At 32.0% G+C, this 16323-nt stretch carries 18 protein-coding genes and 1 tRNA gene; 11 read left to right on the top strand and 8 right to left on the bottom strand.

Annotation, left to right across the window (positions count from 1 at the left end):
- Nucleotides 1-68: 68 nt before the first annotated feature.
- From AS157_RS03110 to AS157_RS03085, 6 genes are all read left to right on the top strand, one after another.
- Nucleotides 69-1688, top strand: coding sequence for a phosphoenolpyruvate carboxykinase (ATP) (locus AS157_RS03110; protein ID WP_077289715.1), 1620 nt, complete (start codon nucleotides 69-71; stop codon nucleotides 1686-1688).
- Nucleotides 1689-1729: 41 nt separating this feature from the next.
- Entirely contained in the window at nucleotides 1730-2482 is a 753-nt protein-coding gene (locus AS157_RS03105; RefSeq protein ID WP_231450366.1) for a protease complex subunit PrcB family protein, read from the top strand.
- 11 nt (nucleotides 2483-2493) lie between these two features.
- On the top strand, nucleotides 2494-3372 hold the full coding sequence (locus AS157_RS03100) for a pseudouridine-5'-phosphate glycosidase (RefSeq protein WP_231450389.1): 879 nt from the start codon (nucleotides 2494-2496) through the stop codon (nucleotides 3370-3372).
- A gap of 99 nt (nucleotides 3373-3471) precedes the next feature.
- The gene (gene yfcE / locus AS157_RS03095; protein WP_077289717.1) at nucleotides 3472-4023 is read left to right on the top strand and encodes a phosphodiesterase; all 552 of its coding nucleotides are present in this window, start codon (nucleotides 3472-3474) and stop codon (nucleotides 4021-4023) included.
- On the top strand, nucleotides 4020-4613 hold the full coding sequence (locus AS157_RS03090; protein ID WP_077289718.1) for an IMPACT family protein: 594 nt from the start codon (nucleotides 4020-4022) through the stop codon (nucleotides 4611-4613). Before yfcE ends, AS157_RS03090 begins: the two co-directional genes overlap by 4 nt.
- 3 nt (nucleotides 4614-4616) lie before the next feature.
- Complete coding sequence (locus AS157_RS03085) at nucleotides 4617-5810, top strand: pyridoxal phosphate-dependent aminotransferase (protein WP_077289719.1); 1194 nt, start codon at nucleotides 4617-4619, stop codon at nucleotides 5808-5810.
- Nucleotides 5811-5822: 12 nt separating this feature from the next.
- Here AS157_RS03085 and purB read toward each other — a convergent pair whose 3' ends face one another.
- The gene (gene purB, locus AS157_RS03080; RefSeq protein ID WP_077289720.1) at nucleotides 5823-7100 is read right to left on the bottom strand and encodes an adenylosuccinate lyase; all 1278 of its coding nucleotides are present in this window, start codon (nucleotides 7098-7100) and stop codon (nucleotides 5823-5825) included.
- A 143-nt stretch (nucleotides 7101-7243) separates the two neighbouring features.
- Between purB and AS157_RS03075 the strand changes: the two genes are divergently transcribed.
- From AS157_RS03075 to AS157_RS03055, 5 genes are all read left to right on the top strand, one after another.
- A complete protein-coding gene (locus AS157_RS03075; protein ID WP_231450368.1) occupies nucleotides 7244-7534 on the top strand; it encodes an ArsR/SmtB family transcription factor in 291 nt (96 codons plus the stop codon).
- Entirely contained in the window at nucleotides 7527-8402 is an 876-nt protein-coding gene (locus AS157_RS03070; RefSeq protein WP_077289721.1) for a cation diffusion facilitator family transporter, read from the top strand. Before AS157_RS03075 ends, AS157_RS03070 begins: the two co-directional genes overlap by 8 nt.
- Nucleotides 8403-8428: 26 nt before the next feature.
- A tRNA-Pro gene (locus AS157_RS03065) sits at nucleotides 8429-8505 on the top strand.
- A 67-nt stretch (nucleotides 8506-8572) separates the two neighbouring features.
- A complete protein-coding gene (gene queD / locus AS157_RS03060; RefSeq protein ID WP_197023252.1) occupies nucleotides 8573-8941 on the top strand; it encodes a 6-carboxytetrahydropterin synthase QueD in 369 nt (122 codons plus the stop codon).
- Complete coding sequence (locus tag AS157_RS03055; protein WP_077289723.1) at nucleotides 8934-10052, top strand: MalY/PatB family protein; 1119 nt, start codon at nucleotides 8934-8936, stop codon at nucleotides 10050-10052. Before queD ends, AS157_RS03055 begins: the two co-directional genes overlap by 8 nt.
- Here AS157_RS03055 and AS157_RS03050 read toward each other — a convergent pair.
- The 7 genes from AS157_RS03050 to gap all read right to left on the bottom strand — a co-directional run bounded on the left by AS157_RS03050 (nucleotide 10042) and on the right by gap (nucleotide 16249).
- A complete protein-coding gene (locus AS157_RS03050) occupies nucleotides 10042-11523 on the bottom strand; it encodes a TrkH family potassium uptake protein (RefSeq protein WP_077289724.1) in 1482 nt (493 codons plus the stop codon). The two genes, AS157_RS03055 and AS157_RS03050, sit on opposite strands and share 11 nt — an antisense overlap.
- A 1-nt stretch (nucleotide 11524) precedes the next feature.
- Nucleotides 11525-12184 carry a potassium channel family protein gene (locus tag AS157_RS03045; RefSeq protein ID WP_077287760.1) on the bottom strand — a complete coding sequence of 220 codons (660 nt, stop codon included), beginning with the start codon at nucleotides 12182-12184 and terminating at the stop codon, nucleotides 11525-11527.
- Nucleotides 12181-12606: a potassium channel family protein gene (locus tag AS157_RS03040; RefSeq protein ID WP_075666286.1), complete on the bottom strand. Its 426-nt coding sequence runs from the start codon at nucleotides 12604-12606 to the stop codon at nucleotides 12181-12183. Before AS157_RS03040 ends, AS157_RS03045 begins: the two co-directional genes overlap by 4 nt.
- Nucleotides 12593-13183, bottom strand: coding sequence for a response regulator (locus tag AS157_RS03035; RefSeq protein WP_077289725.1), 591 nt, complete (start codon nucleotides 13181-13183; stop codon nucleotides 12593-12595). The genes AS157_RS03040 and AS157_RS03035 overlap by 14 nt, the downstream gene beginning before the upstream one ends.
- A 49-nt stretch (nucleotides 13184-13232) precedes the next feature.
- Nucleotides 13233-13979, bottom strand: a complete 747-nt coding sequence (gene tpiA / locus AS157_RS03030; protein ID WP_284730378.1) for a triose-phosphate isomerase — start codon at nucleotides 13977-13979, stop codon at nucleotides 13233-13235.
- Nucleotides 13976-15184 carry a phosphoglycerate kinase gene (locus tag AS157_RS03025; protein WP_077289727.1) on the bottom strand — a complete coding sequence of 403 codons (1209 nt, stop codon included), beginning with the start codon at nucleotides 15182-15184 and terminating at the stop codon, nucleotides 13976-13978. The genes tpiA and AS157_RS03025 overlap by 4 nt, the downstream gene beginning before the upstream one ends.
- A 66-nt stretch (nucleotides 15185-15250) precedes the next feature.
- Entirely contained in the window at nucleotides 15251-16249 is a 999-nt protein-coding gene (gap, locus tag AS157_RS03020) for a type I glyceraldehyde-3-phosphate dehydrogenase (RefSeq protein WP_077289728.1), read from the bottom strand.
- Between the last annotated feature and the right edge of the window lie 74 nt (nucleotides 16250-16323).

Raw genomic sequence — 16323 nt, 5'->3', positions numbered from 1 at the left:
TAGTTAAGTATTTAATTTTATATATATTTTTTTACTGTTATAATCTTTCCTGTGAAAGGGGAGATATGATGGCGACAAGAGAATATTTTAAGATTGATGAAATTTCAGTAAATAATCCTATTTTTTCACCAATGCGAATGACTATTGAGACTGCTTTTTACAGAAATAATGTAGAACTTGTTACTACTCCTAAAGAAGCATATAAACTTGCAAAAAATTCTCCAGGAACTATAGTGACTGGTTGGGAAGTTTACAATCCAGAAATGCTTGGACTTGAAAGAGGCACAAAAGTATTGTTATTTAATGATGGTGCGGTAACGGGTAGATATGCTGCAGGTCGAAGAATATTAGGTACAAGTGATGATAAAAAATATTTGGAAATTGTCCGTGAAGCGGTTTATAACACAAGATATAAAAAGATGTACCATGGGATATCATTTTCAGGACTTTCAGAGGAATTTATGGTAAAAAATCATATTTTAATACCTCAAGGTTATGAAATTTTACTTTATAATTGGTTGTTAAATTTTCAATATCCTTCTCAAGAATATGAGAGTATGTATAGGAAATCTTTTAGATATAACGAAGGAGATATATATGTTTTTGTGGATCCTGATTGGAAACACCCAGATTTCCCATTAGGGCTTGCAATTTTTGATTCAGAACACAATTGTTCTGCTATTCTTGGAATGAGATATTTTGGTGAGTTAAAAAAGGGAACCTTGACACTTGCATGGAGCATTGCAAATAGGAATGGATTTGTGTCTTGTCATGGTGGAATAAAAATATTAAAAAATGAAAAAACAGATTTTGTAGCCGCATTTTTTGGATTGTCTGGTTCTGGAAAGTCAACGCTTACTCATGCAAAACATTCAAAATACGATGTAACTGTTTTACACGATGATGCATTTATTATATCAACTAACTCTTTATCATCTATTGCACTTGAGCCATCTTATTTTGATAAGACAGCAGATTATCCGTCAAATTCAGAAGATAATAAATATTTATTATCTATACAGAATTGTGGCGTTACAAAAGATGAAAATGGTAATTTGATTCCCGTAATGGAAGATTTAAGAAATGGAAATGGAAGGGCAATAAAATCAAGGCTTTGGTCATCTAATAGGGTTGATAAGTTTGATAGCCCTATTAATGCAATCTTTTGGTTAATGAAGGATCCTACATTACCACCAATTGTAAAAATTGATTCTCCAAATATGGCATCGGCAATGGGTGCTTTGTTAACAACAAAAAGGACATCTGCAGAAAAGTTGGATAATGATGTTGATCCAAATGCATTGGTTTTTGAACCATATGCAAATCCATTTAGAACTTATCCGTTAAAAGAGGATTATGAAAAGTTTAAATTTGTATTTGAAAAAGGAGTTCAATGTTATATTTTGAATACCGGATACTTTATAAACAAAAAAGTGCCAAAACACATAACAATACAATTGATTGAAGATGTAGTGGAAAATAACATTGAATGGGTAAAATGGTTTGGGACTTTTTACTTTGCAAAGATTGATGGATTTCTTCCAAATATGGAGGATATGGAATATATTGAATCGTTGAAAAAATCGTTTTTAAAAAGAAAAGATTTCATTCTTTCAAAAAAAGGTACTAGGGATGAACTTCCAGAAGAGGTTTTAAGAGCAATTGAGCAAATTATAGGGCTGCTTTGAGCAGCCCTTTTTTGTGATATAATCAGTTTGGGGGTGAAAGTGTGAAAAAATATTTATTTTTTTTGTTTTTGTTATGTGTATCTACTTTCTTTTCTATCAATGTAATGGTGTACAAAGTTGATGCTGTTTTTCCAGACCAGATGTTTAATTTTGTTGGTACAAAGAGTAATATGATATATTATTTAAAATTATTTGATGATGGTGTACAAAAGGGGTATATAATAAAGGGTTGGTATTTTGTAGCAAAAAATTTTATTGAAAAAACCACTTTAAAGATCAAATTAAAAGATGAGACAATGTATATAGGAATAAAAAACAAAAAAGATGGAATTTATTCCGTAATTTCTTCATTCCTTTTAATTTGTCCTTCAAAGTCTAGAGTATATTTGGGAGATTATGAAATTGATAAAGTTGAAAAAAATACGGAGGTAGGAGCTGTTTTAATGCCAAGATTCGAAAAACAGGGAATTTATACTGGGATTGTTACTCAAAGATTTATACAGAAAGATTTGTTTGATAGTGATGATGAAATTTATGTTGTAATTTCAATGGGATTACAAAAAACAGGTGGTTATTCGCTCGTTCTTCAAGATTATGCTGTTAATGAAAATAAAGTATTGATTAATTTATATTTTAAAGAGCCAGAAAAGGGAAGTATTGTTACCCAAGCATTTTCGGTTCCATCATATAGCCTAAATCTTGGAGAGTTAAAAAGCGGAGAATATACGATAAAAGTAATTGTAAAGACTAAGAAAGGAGAAATTAATTTTTCAAAGAATATTAAAGTAAAATAGGAGGTGTGATTATTTTAGAAATTTCTCAAATAGTGAGTGAGGCGTTAAAAAACAACAAACCAGTGGTTGCGCTAGAAAGTACGGTTTTAGCCCATGGCCTTCCTTATCCTGAGAATTTGAAAGTTTTCAGAAGGTTGGAGGAATTGGTAAGGGATAATAACTGTGTTCCAGCAACTATCGGTGTATTAAAGGGAAAAGTAAAAATTGGAATGTCAGAAGAGGAAGTGGTTGAACTTATTGAGGATAATCCTATAAAGGTGGGTACTAGAGAGTTACCATATGCAGTTTCTTTGAAAAAATCTGCGGCAACTACTGTGAGTTCTACTGCAAAACTTGCAAGTTTAGCAAATATAAAGGTATTTGCCACAGGAGGCATTGGTGGTGTTCACAGGGGAGAATGGGATGTATCACAAGATATCATGGAACTTTCAAATACAAATATAATTGTTGTTTCAGCGGGATGTAAATCGATATTAGATATAAGGAGGACGTTGGAATTTTTAGAAACATTTCAAGTGTTAACTTTAGGGTATAAAACAGAATATTTTCCAATTTTTTATAATGGATTGTCTGATGAGAGGATTTACAAAGTTGAAAGCACAAAAGAAATTGCAAAAATTTTTGTAACGAAAGAAAGTCTTGGAATAAAAGGTGCAATTTTAGTAGCAAATCCTATACCTAAAGTATACGAAATAGACAACGATGAAATAGAAAGATATATAGAAATAATTGAAAAAGAAATGGAAAATGTAAAGGGGAAAGAAGTGACTCCTTATATTTTAAAACGATTGGTGGAATTATCCAATGGAAGAACTTTAGAATCAAATATAAAACTTTTAGAAAATAACGTTGAACTTGCTTGTAAAATTGCGCAAAGTTTAGAATGGTGAAGTATTTGGTTTTTAAATAATTTTAAAGACTTTTGAATAAAGTAATACAGGAGTGACCTTATTTTTTTGACCTGTTATATTTAAAGAAGGGGTGAAACTGTGAAAATTCTTGTAGTTTCTGATACACATGGTTCATTGGAAAATTGGAAAAAGATAAATATAGTACAAGAAGTGGATGAAATATTCCATTTGGGTGATATATTATATCATGGTCCTAGAAATCCTTTGCCCGAGGGATATGATCCAAAAAATCTAGCAGAGGAACTAAAAAATCACAAAATAAACTATATTAGAGGAAATTGTGATGCAGATGTAGATTTAAAAGTTTTGGGTGTCCAGGAAATGCCTAAGCAAAGTATAGAATATTTTGGAAAAGTACCTGTTTATTTATTTCATGGGGAAGTAATTGAAAATGATGGATTTGATTTAATTTCTTTTGCAAAGAAGCATAACGTAAAAGTAGTTTTGCATGGGCATACACATATTCCAAAAATAGAAGAAATTGATGGAATAATTGTTGCAAATCCTGGTAGTCTTTCATTACCAAAAGGTGGTTTTCCTCCTACGTATATGGTTATCGAAAAAAATAATGAAGTTGTAATAACCATATTTGATTTAAATGGTAAAGAGGTGCTAAAGAAAAAGTTATGAATAGTTATAGGACGATCTTTGGAAGGCATGAAAAAAAGATAAATATAAAAAGATCTATTTTTATTGCAACTATTTCCCATGCTGATGATTCAGAAGAAGCAAGAGAGTTTATAAGAGAAATTTCAAAATCATACAATGATGCAACTCATAATTGTCCTGCGTATAGAGTGATAGAGCATGAGCAGATAGTGGAGTTTTCTTCAGATAACGGGGAACCTTCAGGAACTGCAGGACGTCCTATTTTAGGAGTTTTGAGGAAATTTGATTTACTAAATGTGGTTGTAGTGGTTACTCGATATTTTGGTGGTGTAAAACTTGGAGTTAGGGGATTAATTGATGCATATTCAAGTGTTGTGGAGAAAGCTTTAACGGAAGTAAAGATAGTAAAAATGGTTCCAATAAAGGTTTATAGGATAAAAGTTGATTATAATAAATATGGAAAAGTAATGCAAGAGTTGCATTATTTAAATTTTGAAATAATAGGAACTGAATATTTTGGGAATTTTGCATATATCGATGTAAGAGGGAACGGAAATCTGAACGGGTATGAAATAGTAGAAGAGAAAACTATATTTGTTAAGGAGGAATGATTTATGTTGTCGAAAAGGGCAATTAGTGCTCCTGCAAGTCCGATTAGAAGGTTAGTACCATATGCAGATGATGCAAAAAAGAGAGGAATACATGTTTATCACTTAAACATTGGTCAACCGGATATTAAAACTCCAAAGCAATGGTATGAATATATTGAAAAGTACAAAAAAGATGTGGTTTCTTATACACATTCACAAGGTATAAGAGAGCTTAGAGAAAAATTTTCTGAATATTATAATTTATGGAACATAGCTGTGCAACCTGATGAGATAATGGTGACAAATGGTGGTAGTGAAGCAATAATGTTTGCACTCGGTGTTGTTTGTGATCCAGATGATGAAGTTATTGTTGTTGAACCTTTTTATGCAAATTATGCAGGTTTTGCCTCTTATTTAAATATAAGACTTGTGCCTGTAACTGCAAAGCCAGAGGAAGGCTATAGAATGCCTGATATAAAGGAATTTGAGAATGTAATTTCTCCGAAAACAAAGGCAATTTTATTTTCAAATCCATCAAACCCAACAGGTGTTGTTTATTCAAAAGAAGAATTAAAAACAATTGCAGAAGTTGCCAAAAAATACAATTTAGTGGTAATTTCAGATGAGGTTTATAGGGAATTTACCTTTGATGGTACACAGGCAATTTCAATGTTTAGTTTTGAAAATATAAAGAATAGACTAATTATTGTGGATAGTTTGTCGAAGAGATATAGTGCATGTGGTGCAAGAATTGGTACATTTCTTACCAAAAACAAAGAATTTTATAGAGCAGCTTTAAAATTTGCACAAGCAAGGTTATGTCCTGCTGAAACAACACAATATGGTGCATTAGGGCTTTTAGAAGCGGATGAAGAATATATGAAAGAGGTTATAAAAGAGTATAATATAAGAAGAGATATTGCATTTGAAGAAATGAGTAAGATACCTGATATAGTTGTTCACAAACCTCAAGGTGCGTTTTATCTTGCTGCTAAACTCCCAGTTGATGATTCGGAAGAATTTATAAAATGGATGCTCTCAAATTTTGAAGTAGATGGAAAAACTACTATGGTTGCACCTCTTTCAGGATTTTATGTAACACCAGGATTGGGAAAAAGTGAGATAAGAATAGCATATGTGTTGAGTGCAGAAAAGTTAAAAGATGCAATTAATATAATGGCAAAGGCGATAGAAGAATACAATAAAAGGTCCAAGTGATACTTGGACCTTTTATTGAAATCTTTTAAAAATTTTAGCAACATTTCTTAGGTAATATTTTGGATCAAATATTTCTTTAATTTCATCTTCAGTTAGGTTAAATTTTTTCTTGACGGCATCTTTAAAAGAAGTGTTATTTTCCCAACAATAAAGTGCTATTTCTTGAACTTTTTTGTACGCTTCTTCTCTAGTTAAGCCTTTTTCCACAAGTTTTAATAAAACCTTTTGCGAATAAACTAACCCATTTGTAATTTCTATGTTTTTTTGTATGTTTTCCGGATAAATTACTAGGTCTTCAATTAGTTTTTGTGTTTTTATAACCATATAGTATAATGTTGTTGTTAAATCTGGAAACATATATCTTTCAACAGATGAATGGGAAATATCTCTTTCATGCCACAAAACTATATTTTCAAGTGCCGCATTAACATAACTTCTTATTATTCTGGACATACCGGTGAGTCTTTCGCATAAAATTGGGTTTTTCTTATGCGGCATGGCAGAAGAGCCTCGTTGCCCTTTTTTAAACGGTTCTTGCACTTCTAATGTTTCTGTTTTTTGTAAATGTCTGATTTCAACTGCCATTCTTTCAATAGCGCTTGCTACTAATGCAAAAACTTCAATTAAAAATGCGTGAACATCTCTTGGAATTACTTGAGTTGCAACTTTTGTAGGTTTTAGAGAGAGGAAAGATAGGGCTAATTTTTCAATTTCCGGATCAATATTTGCATAATTTCCCACAGCACCTGAAAGTTTACCTATAGAAATTTCTTCCATGGCAAATTCCAATCTTTTTATATTTCTTTCGATTTCTGCATGCCAAGAGAGGAATTTTAATCCAAATGATGTAGGTTCGGCATGGACACCGTGCGTTCTACCAATAGTGACTAAATCTTTAAAGTTTAATGCCTTAGTTAGGAGTATTTCTGACAACTTTTTAAGTTCTTCTATAATTAACTTTGTTGCTCTAACAAGTGCAAGACTGTTTGCAGTATCTACTATGTCAGAGGAAGTGAGTCCAAAATGGAAAAATTTTGCTTCTTCTCCCATTTTTGACGTAGCTACTTTTATAAAGGCGATTACGTCGTGATCAACTACTTTCTCTACCTCTAAAATTTTCTCAACGTTTATGTAAGCATTTTTTTTGGCGTTTTCATACGTTCCTTTTGGTGCTATTTTCAATTCTTCATAGGCACGTATAACCGATAGTTCTACTTCCAACCATCTTTCATACTGACTTTTTAAAGACCAAAGAGATTTTAAAGGTTCAAGAGCATATCTTTCTACCATCTGTTACCCCCCCACATATCTTTTTACGTATAAAGTATATCATTAATTAGAACTTAATATGATAATTTTAAGTAAATCTTTACAGAAATCATCACTTGATGTATAATATATATGAACAATTATTCATATATAGAGGTGATGATATGATATATGAGTTGTCTGAATTCTTTAAAGTACTAAGTGATCAAACTAGGCTGAAAATTTTACTTGCACTTTCTGAAAAGGAATGTAATGTTACTGAACTTCAAAAAATAACTAATTCAACTCAATCAACTGTTTCGCATCAATTGAGAATTTTAAGGCAGACCAATCTTGTAAGGTACAAAAAGATTGGAAGGAATGTATACTATAGGTTATATGATGAACATATTGTTGTGATTATTAAGTATGCGATAGAGCATATACAAGAGTTTGGAGGGAGTAAAAATGCATAAACATAGTCACGATGTAGTAGAAAAAAAATTAGCTTTTTCTGTTGGGTTTAATTTAATTATCACAGTTTCGGAGGTAATTGGCGGTCTAATTTCAGGTAGTTTGGCACTTGTGTCAGATGCGTTGCATAATCTAAGTGACACAGGTGCGCTTTTAACGAGTTATTTTGCAAGGAAGATTTCCAAAAAACCAAGAGATAGAAAGTATACATATGGATATAAACGTTCAGAGTTAGTTGCATCGATTATTAATATAGTTGTTTTACTTTCCATTTCCTTTACAATTATATTAGAAGGTGTGAAAAAATTGGTATATCCCAGTGAAATAAATACATTAGTTATGTTAGTGATAGCATATATTGGATTATTTGGTAATCTTTTTACCGCAGCTTTGTTATTTGTACATAGAAAAGAAAATTTAAACTTAAAATCTGCGTTTTTGCATATTTTTAGTGATATGTTTTCTTCAATTGGTATTATTGTAACTGGCCATATAATGAAATATTATAACCTTTGGATACTTGATCCTATAATTACTTTTGTTATTGCAGGTTATATAATCTTTGAATCAATTCATATACTAAAAGAATCAATTCGCATAGTTATGCAGGGAATTCCTGAAGGAGTTGATTTAAATAGAGTAAAAAAATTATTGGAAGAATTCGATTTTGTCGAAAATGTACATCACTTACATATTTGGTCTTTGGATGGTCATACCCTTTATTTGGAAACTCATGTAAGGGTAAATGGAGAAGAATACGATAGATATCTAGGAGAAATGAAAGGGTTGTTAAAGAAGAATGGTTTTTTTCATTCTACAATTCAACTAGAATCTAAAGAGTGTAATGAAAATTGCATTGCAGATTTTTGATTGATATGTTAGAATAGTTACGGTGCCTGGGCGTAGTTCAGATGGCTAGAACGCCAGAATCGGGATCTGGAGGTCGTGGGTTCAAATCCCGCCGCCCAGACCAAATATGCCTCCTTTGTAAGGAGGCATTTTTTGTTAAAAATGATAAAATAAATGTTAGGGGTGATAGTTTGCTTCTTATTACAAAGGAATTTACATTTGATGCTGCACATAATTTGGTAAAGTATCATGGGAAATGTGAAAGATTGCATGGGCATACGTATAAATTGATAGTTACAGTAGCTGGCGAAAAAGACGAAGAAGGAATGGTGATTGATTTTATTGAATTGAAAAACATAGTAAAAGAAAATGTATTGAACATTTTGGATCATTCATATATTAATGATATTATTGAGCAACCAAGTGCGGAGAATATTGCAGAATGGATATGGGAAAGGTTGACAGAAAAGTTAAAGACAGATAGGTATTTTTTATATGAAGTAAAACTTTATGAGACACCTACATCTTATGTAACGTTAAGGAGGAATTTAGATGTTTAATAAGGTACCTGATAGAAGGGGAACTAATTCGTATAAATGGGATCTTAAAAGAGAAGATATAATACCTCTTTGGGTTGCTGATATGGATTTTGAAGTTTCAGAAGAAATAAAAGAGGCTATTTTGAAAAGGGTAAAGCATGGAGTTTTCGGATATACATTTAGACCTGATAGTTATTACAATGCTGTAATAACATGGTTTAAAGAATATCATGATTTTGAAATAAAAAAAGATTGGATTGTTGCTGTTCCAGGCGTTGTACCAGGTATTTCATTTGCAATACAGGCGTTTACGCTTCCGGGAGAAAAGGTTATTGTCCAGCCACCAGTATATAGACCATTCTATGAAGTGGTTGTAAATTCTGGTAGAAGAATTGTGTATAATAATTTAATTGAAAGAAATGGCTACTATGAAATGGATTTTGAGGATTTGGAGAGAAAAATAAATAAGGATGTTAGAATGTTAATATTATGCAGTCCACATAATCCCGTTGGAAGAGTTTGGAAGAAAGAAGAGTTAGAAATGTTAGGAGAAATCTGCTTGAAAAATGATATAATTGTAGTTTCTGATGAGATTCATGCAGATATTATTTTTAATAATAAACACAGGGTCTTTTTAAGTATAGATGAAAAATTCTATAATAATACAATTGTTCTTACTTCACCAAACAAAAGTTTTAATATTGCAGGGCTTCAGTCTGGAAATGCGATAATTCCAAATAAGCTTTTAAGGGATAGATTTGAAAGGATAATTGAATTACAGCATTTAGGACATTCCAATATTTTTTCCATTGTTGCGACGGAAGTTGCTTATACAAAGGGAAGACATTGGTTGGATAAATTATTAGATTATATTTATGAAAATGCTTTGTTTGTTAAAAAATTTTTTGAGAAAGAACTAAATATAGATGTTAATTTGCCTGAAGGAACATTTTTAATGTGGATTGATTTTAGAGGAATTCAAAATCCTCACCAAAAATTATTAAATGCAGGAGTATGGTTGAACGATGGGGCAGAATTTGGGCCAGGTGGTGAAGGATATCAACGTATGAATATTGCTACCTCCAGAGAAATTTTGAAAGAGGCGTTGAATAGGATCAAAACTATTTTTTAATGGTTTCTTTGAGATCCACGACAAGTTTTGCGATTGCGTATATGATTACTAAGAATTCTAGTCTTCCTGTAAACATTGCTATTGTTAATGTCCACATTGCACCAAGTGGCATTGTTGGTTTTGTTATGCCCACGGATAAACCTACACCATTCATTGCAGATGCAAATTCAAACATGGAACTTGTTAGGTCATAGCCATAAGTGGATAATATTATACTACCTATGAAAAATGTGAAAAAATACATAGAAAATACTAAAAATATTTCTTTTATATCGTCATTTGTAATGGTATTTTTATTTTGACCTTTCCATGCAAAAATTTTAGTAACACTTTTAGAAGGTAAAAGAAATTCTTTTATAGAATGTATTACCACTTTTATAGTTACCCAAATTCTGTACTGTTTTAGTCCACCGGCAGTTGAATCCATACCACCACCTGCCATCATTAGTGAGGTTAAAATAAACATTGCAAGCCCAAAGTTAACCCACATGGGATTAGTTAAATCGACAGTTGAAAAACCAGTACCAGTTATTGCAGATGCTGTTTGAAAGATTGATTCTCTAAATCCTTCTGAAAAACTGTTAAATATTTTTCCAAATCCATTTATGCTAATTAGAGTAGAGGTTAGGAAAACTGTTGAAAGCATAAGCCAGGGCTCTCCATTTTTGCTCAATGCTTTGAAATCTCCTTTCCATAGTACATAATGAACACCAAACCCCGTACCACCTAAAAACATTAAAATTATTATAATTATTTCTAAAGACAAATTATTATATTCACCTATACTGCCATTTCTAACAGAGAAACCACCCGTTGCAAGTGCTGTTAGGGAATGATTAAATGCGTCGAAAAGTGGCATTCCAAAGATATCTAATAGTATGGTACCTACTATAGCGTAAGAAACGTATATCAATGAAATTATTCTTGCTGATCTTTTTATATTGGGAGCAATATTATCGACTCTTCCTTCTGCGTGGTATAAACCAAACCCCTTAGGACCTATTACTGAGCCCATCATTATAAGCGCAAAGCCTGCTCCACCTATAAATTGCATAAAGCTTCTCCAAACTAAAATCATTTTTGAAACATTTGTGACATCTGTAAACATAGTCAATCCAGTTGTTGTAAAACCACTGGTAGATTCAAAAACAGCTTGTGAGAAGGTTAAATGTTCAATAATCATAAACGGAATGGAACCGATTAGTACAACTGAAAGCCATGTAAGTAGAACAATTACAGCACCTTCTCTAACAGTTACAGTTTGTGGAGAAGAAATATTTGATATTTTAAAAAGGGTATAACCCAAAATAAACGAGAAGAACGCAGGAAATGCAAATCCAAAGATATTTATCATTTCATTTGGATAGAAAAGTACCAAAAAAATGGGGAAAAGAATAATTATTGCATAGTACATTAATATTAAACCAACGTTGTATATAATGACCTTGTATTGTTCTGATTTTTTTGGCATTTTATTCCTCCGTTAATATATTTAATATTTCAGTTTGAGCAGTTGGAAGACCTACGATATAGAGCCTATCATTTGCTTTTATTTGAGTGTTACCATGTGGAATTATAACTTCTCCTTTTCTTAGAATTCCTCCCACTACACATTCGTGTGGAAGATTTAAATCTTTTAAGTATTTTCCAACAGCTTTAGAGGTTTCAGGGATATCTACTTTCAAAAATGATAGTTTTCCTTCTTCAATTGAAAGAAATTCTTCAAGTTCTTTTCCAAAAAGAAGATTTTCTACGGCCTTTTGCAGCATGGTAGTTGTACTTACAACTGCTGTGATTCCCAATTTTTCAAAAAGTTCTATATTGTCTGGATTGTTAACTAGAGTTACTATGTTTTTTACTCCGAATATTTTTCTGGCGTATTGAGTTATTATTAGGTTTTCTTTATCTTTGTTTGTTAAAACTACGATTATATCTTCTTCTTCTATATCAAGTTGTTCTAATAATTTCTTTTTTGTTGCATCTCCGTGTATTACCACTGCTTTTAAATCACGTGCAAAATCCTCACATACTTTTTGGTCTTTATTTACCAAATATGTTTTATATCCCTTACTTGAAAAGGATTTTGCCATAAAGTATGCTATTTTTTCGCCACCTATTATGACAACTTTCATAGCAAATCACCAACCAATATTCGCTTTAATTCACCAATTATAAGTAGAGTTGGAGAAATAATTTCAATATCGTATTCTTGAAATAAACTTACATTATCTGGATCATAGACCCTTGTAATTATTTTTTTTGCTCCAAAATAATATTTGCACATTAAAGAAATAAGAAAATTTGTATTGTCGTCGTGAGTAAGTACCAAGACATAGTCTGCTTTGTTTATTTTGGCATTTTCAAGTACGTCTTTTTCAGTGGCATCACCCACAATAGAAAATCCAGTGAAATCTGGTGATAAATTTTCAAATGAGCTTTCTTCCTTATCAATTACAACTACACTGTGTCCCATAGAAGATGCAATACTTGATACGTTACCGCCAACTTTACCACAGCCAATTATTACAAGATAAAGTTCGTCAATTTTTTTCATTGTTTTCCTCCTCATCAAGGGCTTTTGCGGCTTTTAGATGTTTTTCGGCAAGATTAATGTTTCCCCTTTTCTTTAGTAGTTCGTACATCAGATAATGTGGAATAGGCGAAGAAGGAAGTATGTAAAACATTTGTTTTATCATTTTTTCTGCTTTGTTTAATTCTCCTAATTCTAAATATTTATTTGCATTTCTTAATGCTTTATCAAATGAATCTTTTTGCTCCTCGATTAAACTTTTTACTTTTTTTGTTAATTCATCTTTTGTAAAAGGTTTTGAAAGAAAATCTACTTTGTCATATTTAAAAATTTCGGATAATATTTCTGGTTTTACATATGCAGATACAACTAAAATAGGACACTCGTATGCGTTGTTGCGTAATTCCCTAATTAATTCCAAGCCTGATTTTCCTGGAAGTTTTAAATCGGTGATAATAAGGTCGTACTTTACTTTATTTTCCACGATCTTTTTTAAAGCTTCCTCCACACTAATGAGTGAATCAATTTCATATTCATCTAAAAATTTCTCTATAAGCAATCTTACATTTCTTTCATCATCAATAATGAGTATTTTTCTCATTAGGTACCCTCCTAAAAAAAGAAACTAGGGGGAATCCCCCTAGCTTTTATTATATCACTATTTTCATTATTTTGCCAAGTTCTATGAAACTTTCCTTTAGACTTGCACCACCCACTAAACCACCATCAATATCTGGTTGTATTATTAATTTAAAGAAATTATTTGGTTTAATACTTCCACCGTACAATATTCTTATCTTTTCTGAGGCTTCATCACCGTACATTTCTTTAATCAAGTTTCTTATAAATTTGTGCACTTCTTGCGCTTGATGTGGAGTTGCAACTTTACCCGTACCAATTGCCCAAACTGGTTCATAGGCGATTATTACTTTTTCGATATCCTTAACTCCTTTTAGTCCTTTTTTTATTTGTGTTTCGATAACGGCAAATGTAAGATTATTTTCCCTTTCTTCTAATTTTTCGCCCACGCAGAAGATGGGATTTAAACCAACTTCTAGGGCTTTTAATATTTTTTTGTTGATTAATTCATCGGATTCTCTAAAGATATTTCTTCTTTCACTGTGACCTAAAATAACGTATTCTACACCAGCATCTTTAAGCATTTTCCAAGAAATTTCTCCTGTAAATGCACCTTCATCTTCAAAATACATATTCTGAGCTGCAAGTTTTATGTTTGAATCTTTTAATATTTCATATACAGCAGGAATTGATATAAATGTTGGTGCTATTATTACATCAAATTCTTTCATTTTTGCAAACCCATTTAGTAATATGGATGCAAAATGCATGGATTCAGAAGGAGTTTTATTCATTTTCCAATTACCTGCAAGAATCAATCTTCTATTTTTTTTTTATTAGCTATAGCTGCAATACCAGGTAGTTCTTTTCCTTCTAGGAATTCAAGAGATGCGCCACCTCCAGTTGAGACATGTGAGACTTTATCTTTTAATTTAAATTTAGCTATAGCTGCTGCACTATCACCACCACCAATAATTGTTGTTGCTCCTTTTTCAGTTTCATTTGCGATAGCAAGAGCTATTTCTTTTGTGCCGTTTTCAAAGTCTTCAATTTCAAACACTCCCATAGGTCCATTCCACACAATTGTTTTTGCATCTGCTATTTTTTCTTTAAAGAGGTTTATTGATTCTGGACCAATATCAAGGCCCATCCAACCTTCTGAAATGCCTTCATCAATCTTGAATATTTTCTTCTCAACACCACTTTCTATTTTTTGTGCGCATACGGCATCTACGGGTAATATAAATTCTACTCCTTTTTCTTTTGCAGAATCGAGAATTCTTTTTGCAAGATCTAATTTGTCTTCTTCAACCAATGAGGAACCAACATCTTTTCCAAGCGCCTTTAAGAAGGTAAACATCATTGCTCCACCGATTAAAATCTTGTCGGCTTTGTTTAATAGATTGGTGATAACACCTATTTTGTCTGAAACTTTTGCACCACCGAGAATTACTACGTATGGTTTTTCTGGATTTGATGTTGCTTTGGAAAGAAATTTTATTTCTTTTTCCATTAAAAATCCTGCTACACTTGGTATGTATTGAGCAATACCAACATTACTTGCATGTGCTCTATGTGCTGTTCCAAAGGCGTCATTTACGTGTATATCTGCAAGATCAGCCCATTTTTTGGCAAGTTCTGGATCATTTTTTGTTTCACCTTTATCAAAACGGGTATTTTCAAGAAGAATAATATCTCCAGGTTTTGCATTTTCAATCGCTTTATTTACAGGTTCACCGTATAATTCTGGAACAAACATTACTTCTTTATCTAGCAATTCACTGAGTCTTTGGGCAACAGGTTTAAGTGAAAATTCAGGTTTTCTTTCACCTTTTGGTCTTCCAAGATGTGACAAAAGAATAACTAATGCTCCATTTTCAATTGCATATTTTATTGTAGGTAGTGCTTCTACAATTCTTGTATCATCTGTTATGATTCCATCTTTTAAAGGGACATTAAAATCTACTCTCATAATTAATTTTTTTCCATTTAAATCTAAATCCTTGATTGTCATTTTTTCCATTGGTATTTCCCTCCTTTTTAACAATGGGGGCAGCTTTGCCCCCATTGGTATTAAAAATGGAATAGATTATAACATTTTTTCTACAAGTTCTAGTGTATCTACGACTCTACAAGTGTATCCGTACTCATTGTCGTACCAAGAGAAAATGTTTACCAATTTTCCATCCATTACTTTTGTAAGGGTAGAATCAAAGATTCCTGCATATCTTGTACCAACTATATCTCCACTTACTATTGGTTCAGTATTGTATCCTATAATACCTTTTAATTTGCCTTCTGTTGCTTTTCTTACAACTTCGTTTACTTCTTCTGCGGTAGTTTCTTTTTCAACTATTATACTTAAGTTTGTAAGTGAACCAACTGGTGTTGGTACCCTTATTGCCATACCATCGAGTTTTCCTTTCAATTCTGGAACAACCAAAGCAACGGCTTTTGCAGCGCCTGTTGTTGTAGGAATAATATTTATAGCAGCAGCTCTTGCCCTTCTTAAGTCTTTGTGTGGAAGATCAAGTATTCTCTGGTCATTTGTATATGAGTGAACTGTTATAAGATGACCTGTTACAATTTTAAATTCATCGTTAATTACTTTTGCAATAGCTGCTATAGAGTTTGTTGTACAAGATGCACATGAAATAATTGCATGCTCAGGTTTTAATTGTTCTTCATTACAGCCTAAAACTACTGTAATATCTTCACCTTTTGCAGGCGCGGTAATAACAACTTTTTTTGCACCTGCCTTGATGTGTTTTTCTGCTCCTTCTCTTTTTCTAAAGACACCTGTAGATTCGACTACAACGTCAATTCCTAAATCTTTCCATGGAAGATTTTCTGGATCTTTTTCAGCAAATATTTTAATTTCTTTACCATCAATAATAATGGAGTTTTCTGTTGCTTTTACTTCGTTAGGTAAAATCTTGTGTACCGAATCATATTTGAAAAGATGAGCTAATGTTTTTGCATCGGTTAAATCGTTAATGGCTACGACTTCAATGTCGCTATTGCGGCGTATGAGTTCCCTAAGTACTAACCTTCCAATTCTTCCAAATCCGTTAATGGCTATTTTCATGTTTTCCCCTCCTTTTTTCATGGTCCTCGTGAAAAATTTTACTATCTTTTTTTGACATCCAATCTACAAATTCA

This window comes from Thermosipho sp. 1244 (assembly GCF_018588215.1).
Classification (GTDB): Bacteria; Thermotogota; Thermotogae; order Thermotogales; family Fervidobacteriaceae; genus Thermosipho; species Thermosipho affectus.
The sequence above is the reverse complement of the archived record's forward strand: the minus strand, read 5'-3'. Positions and strand labels throughout refer to the sequence as shown.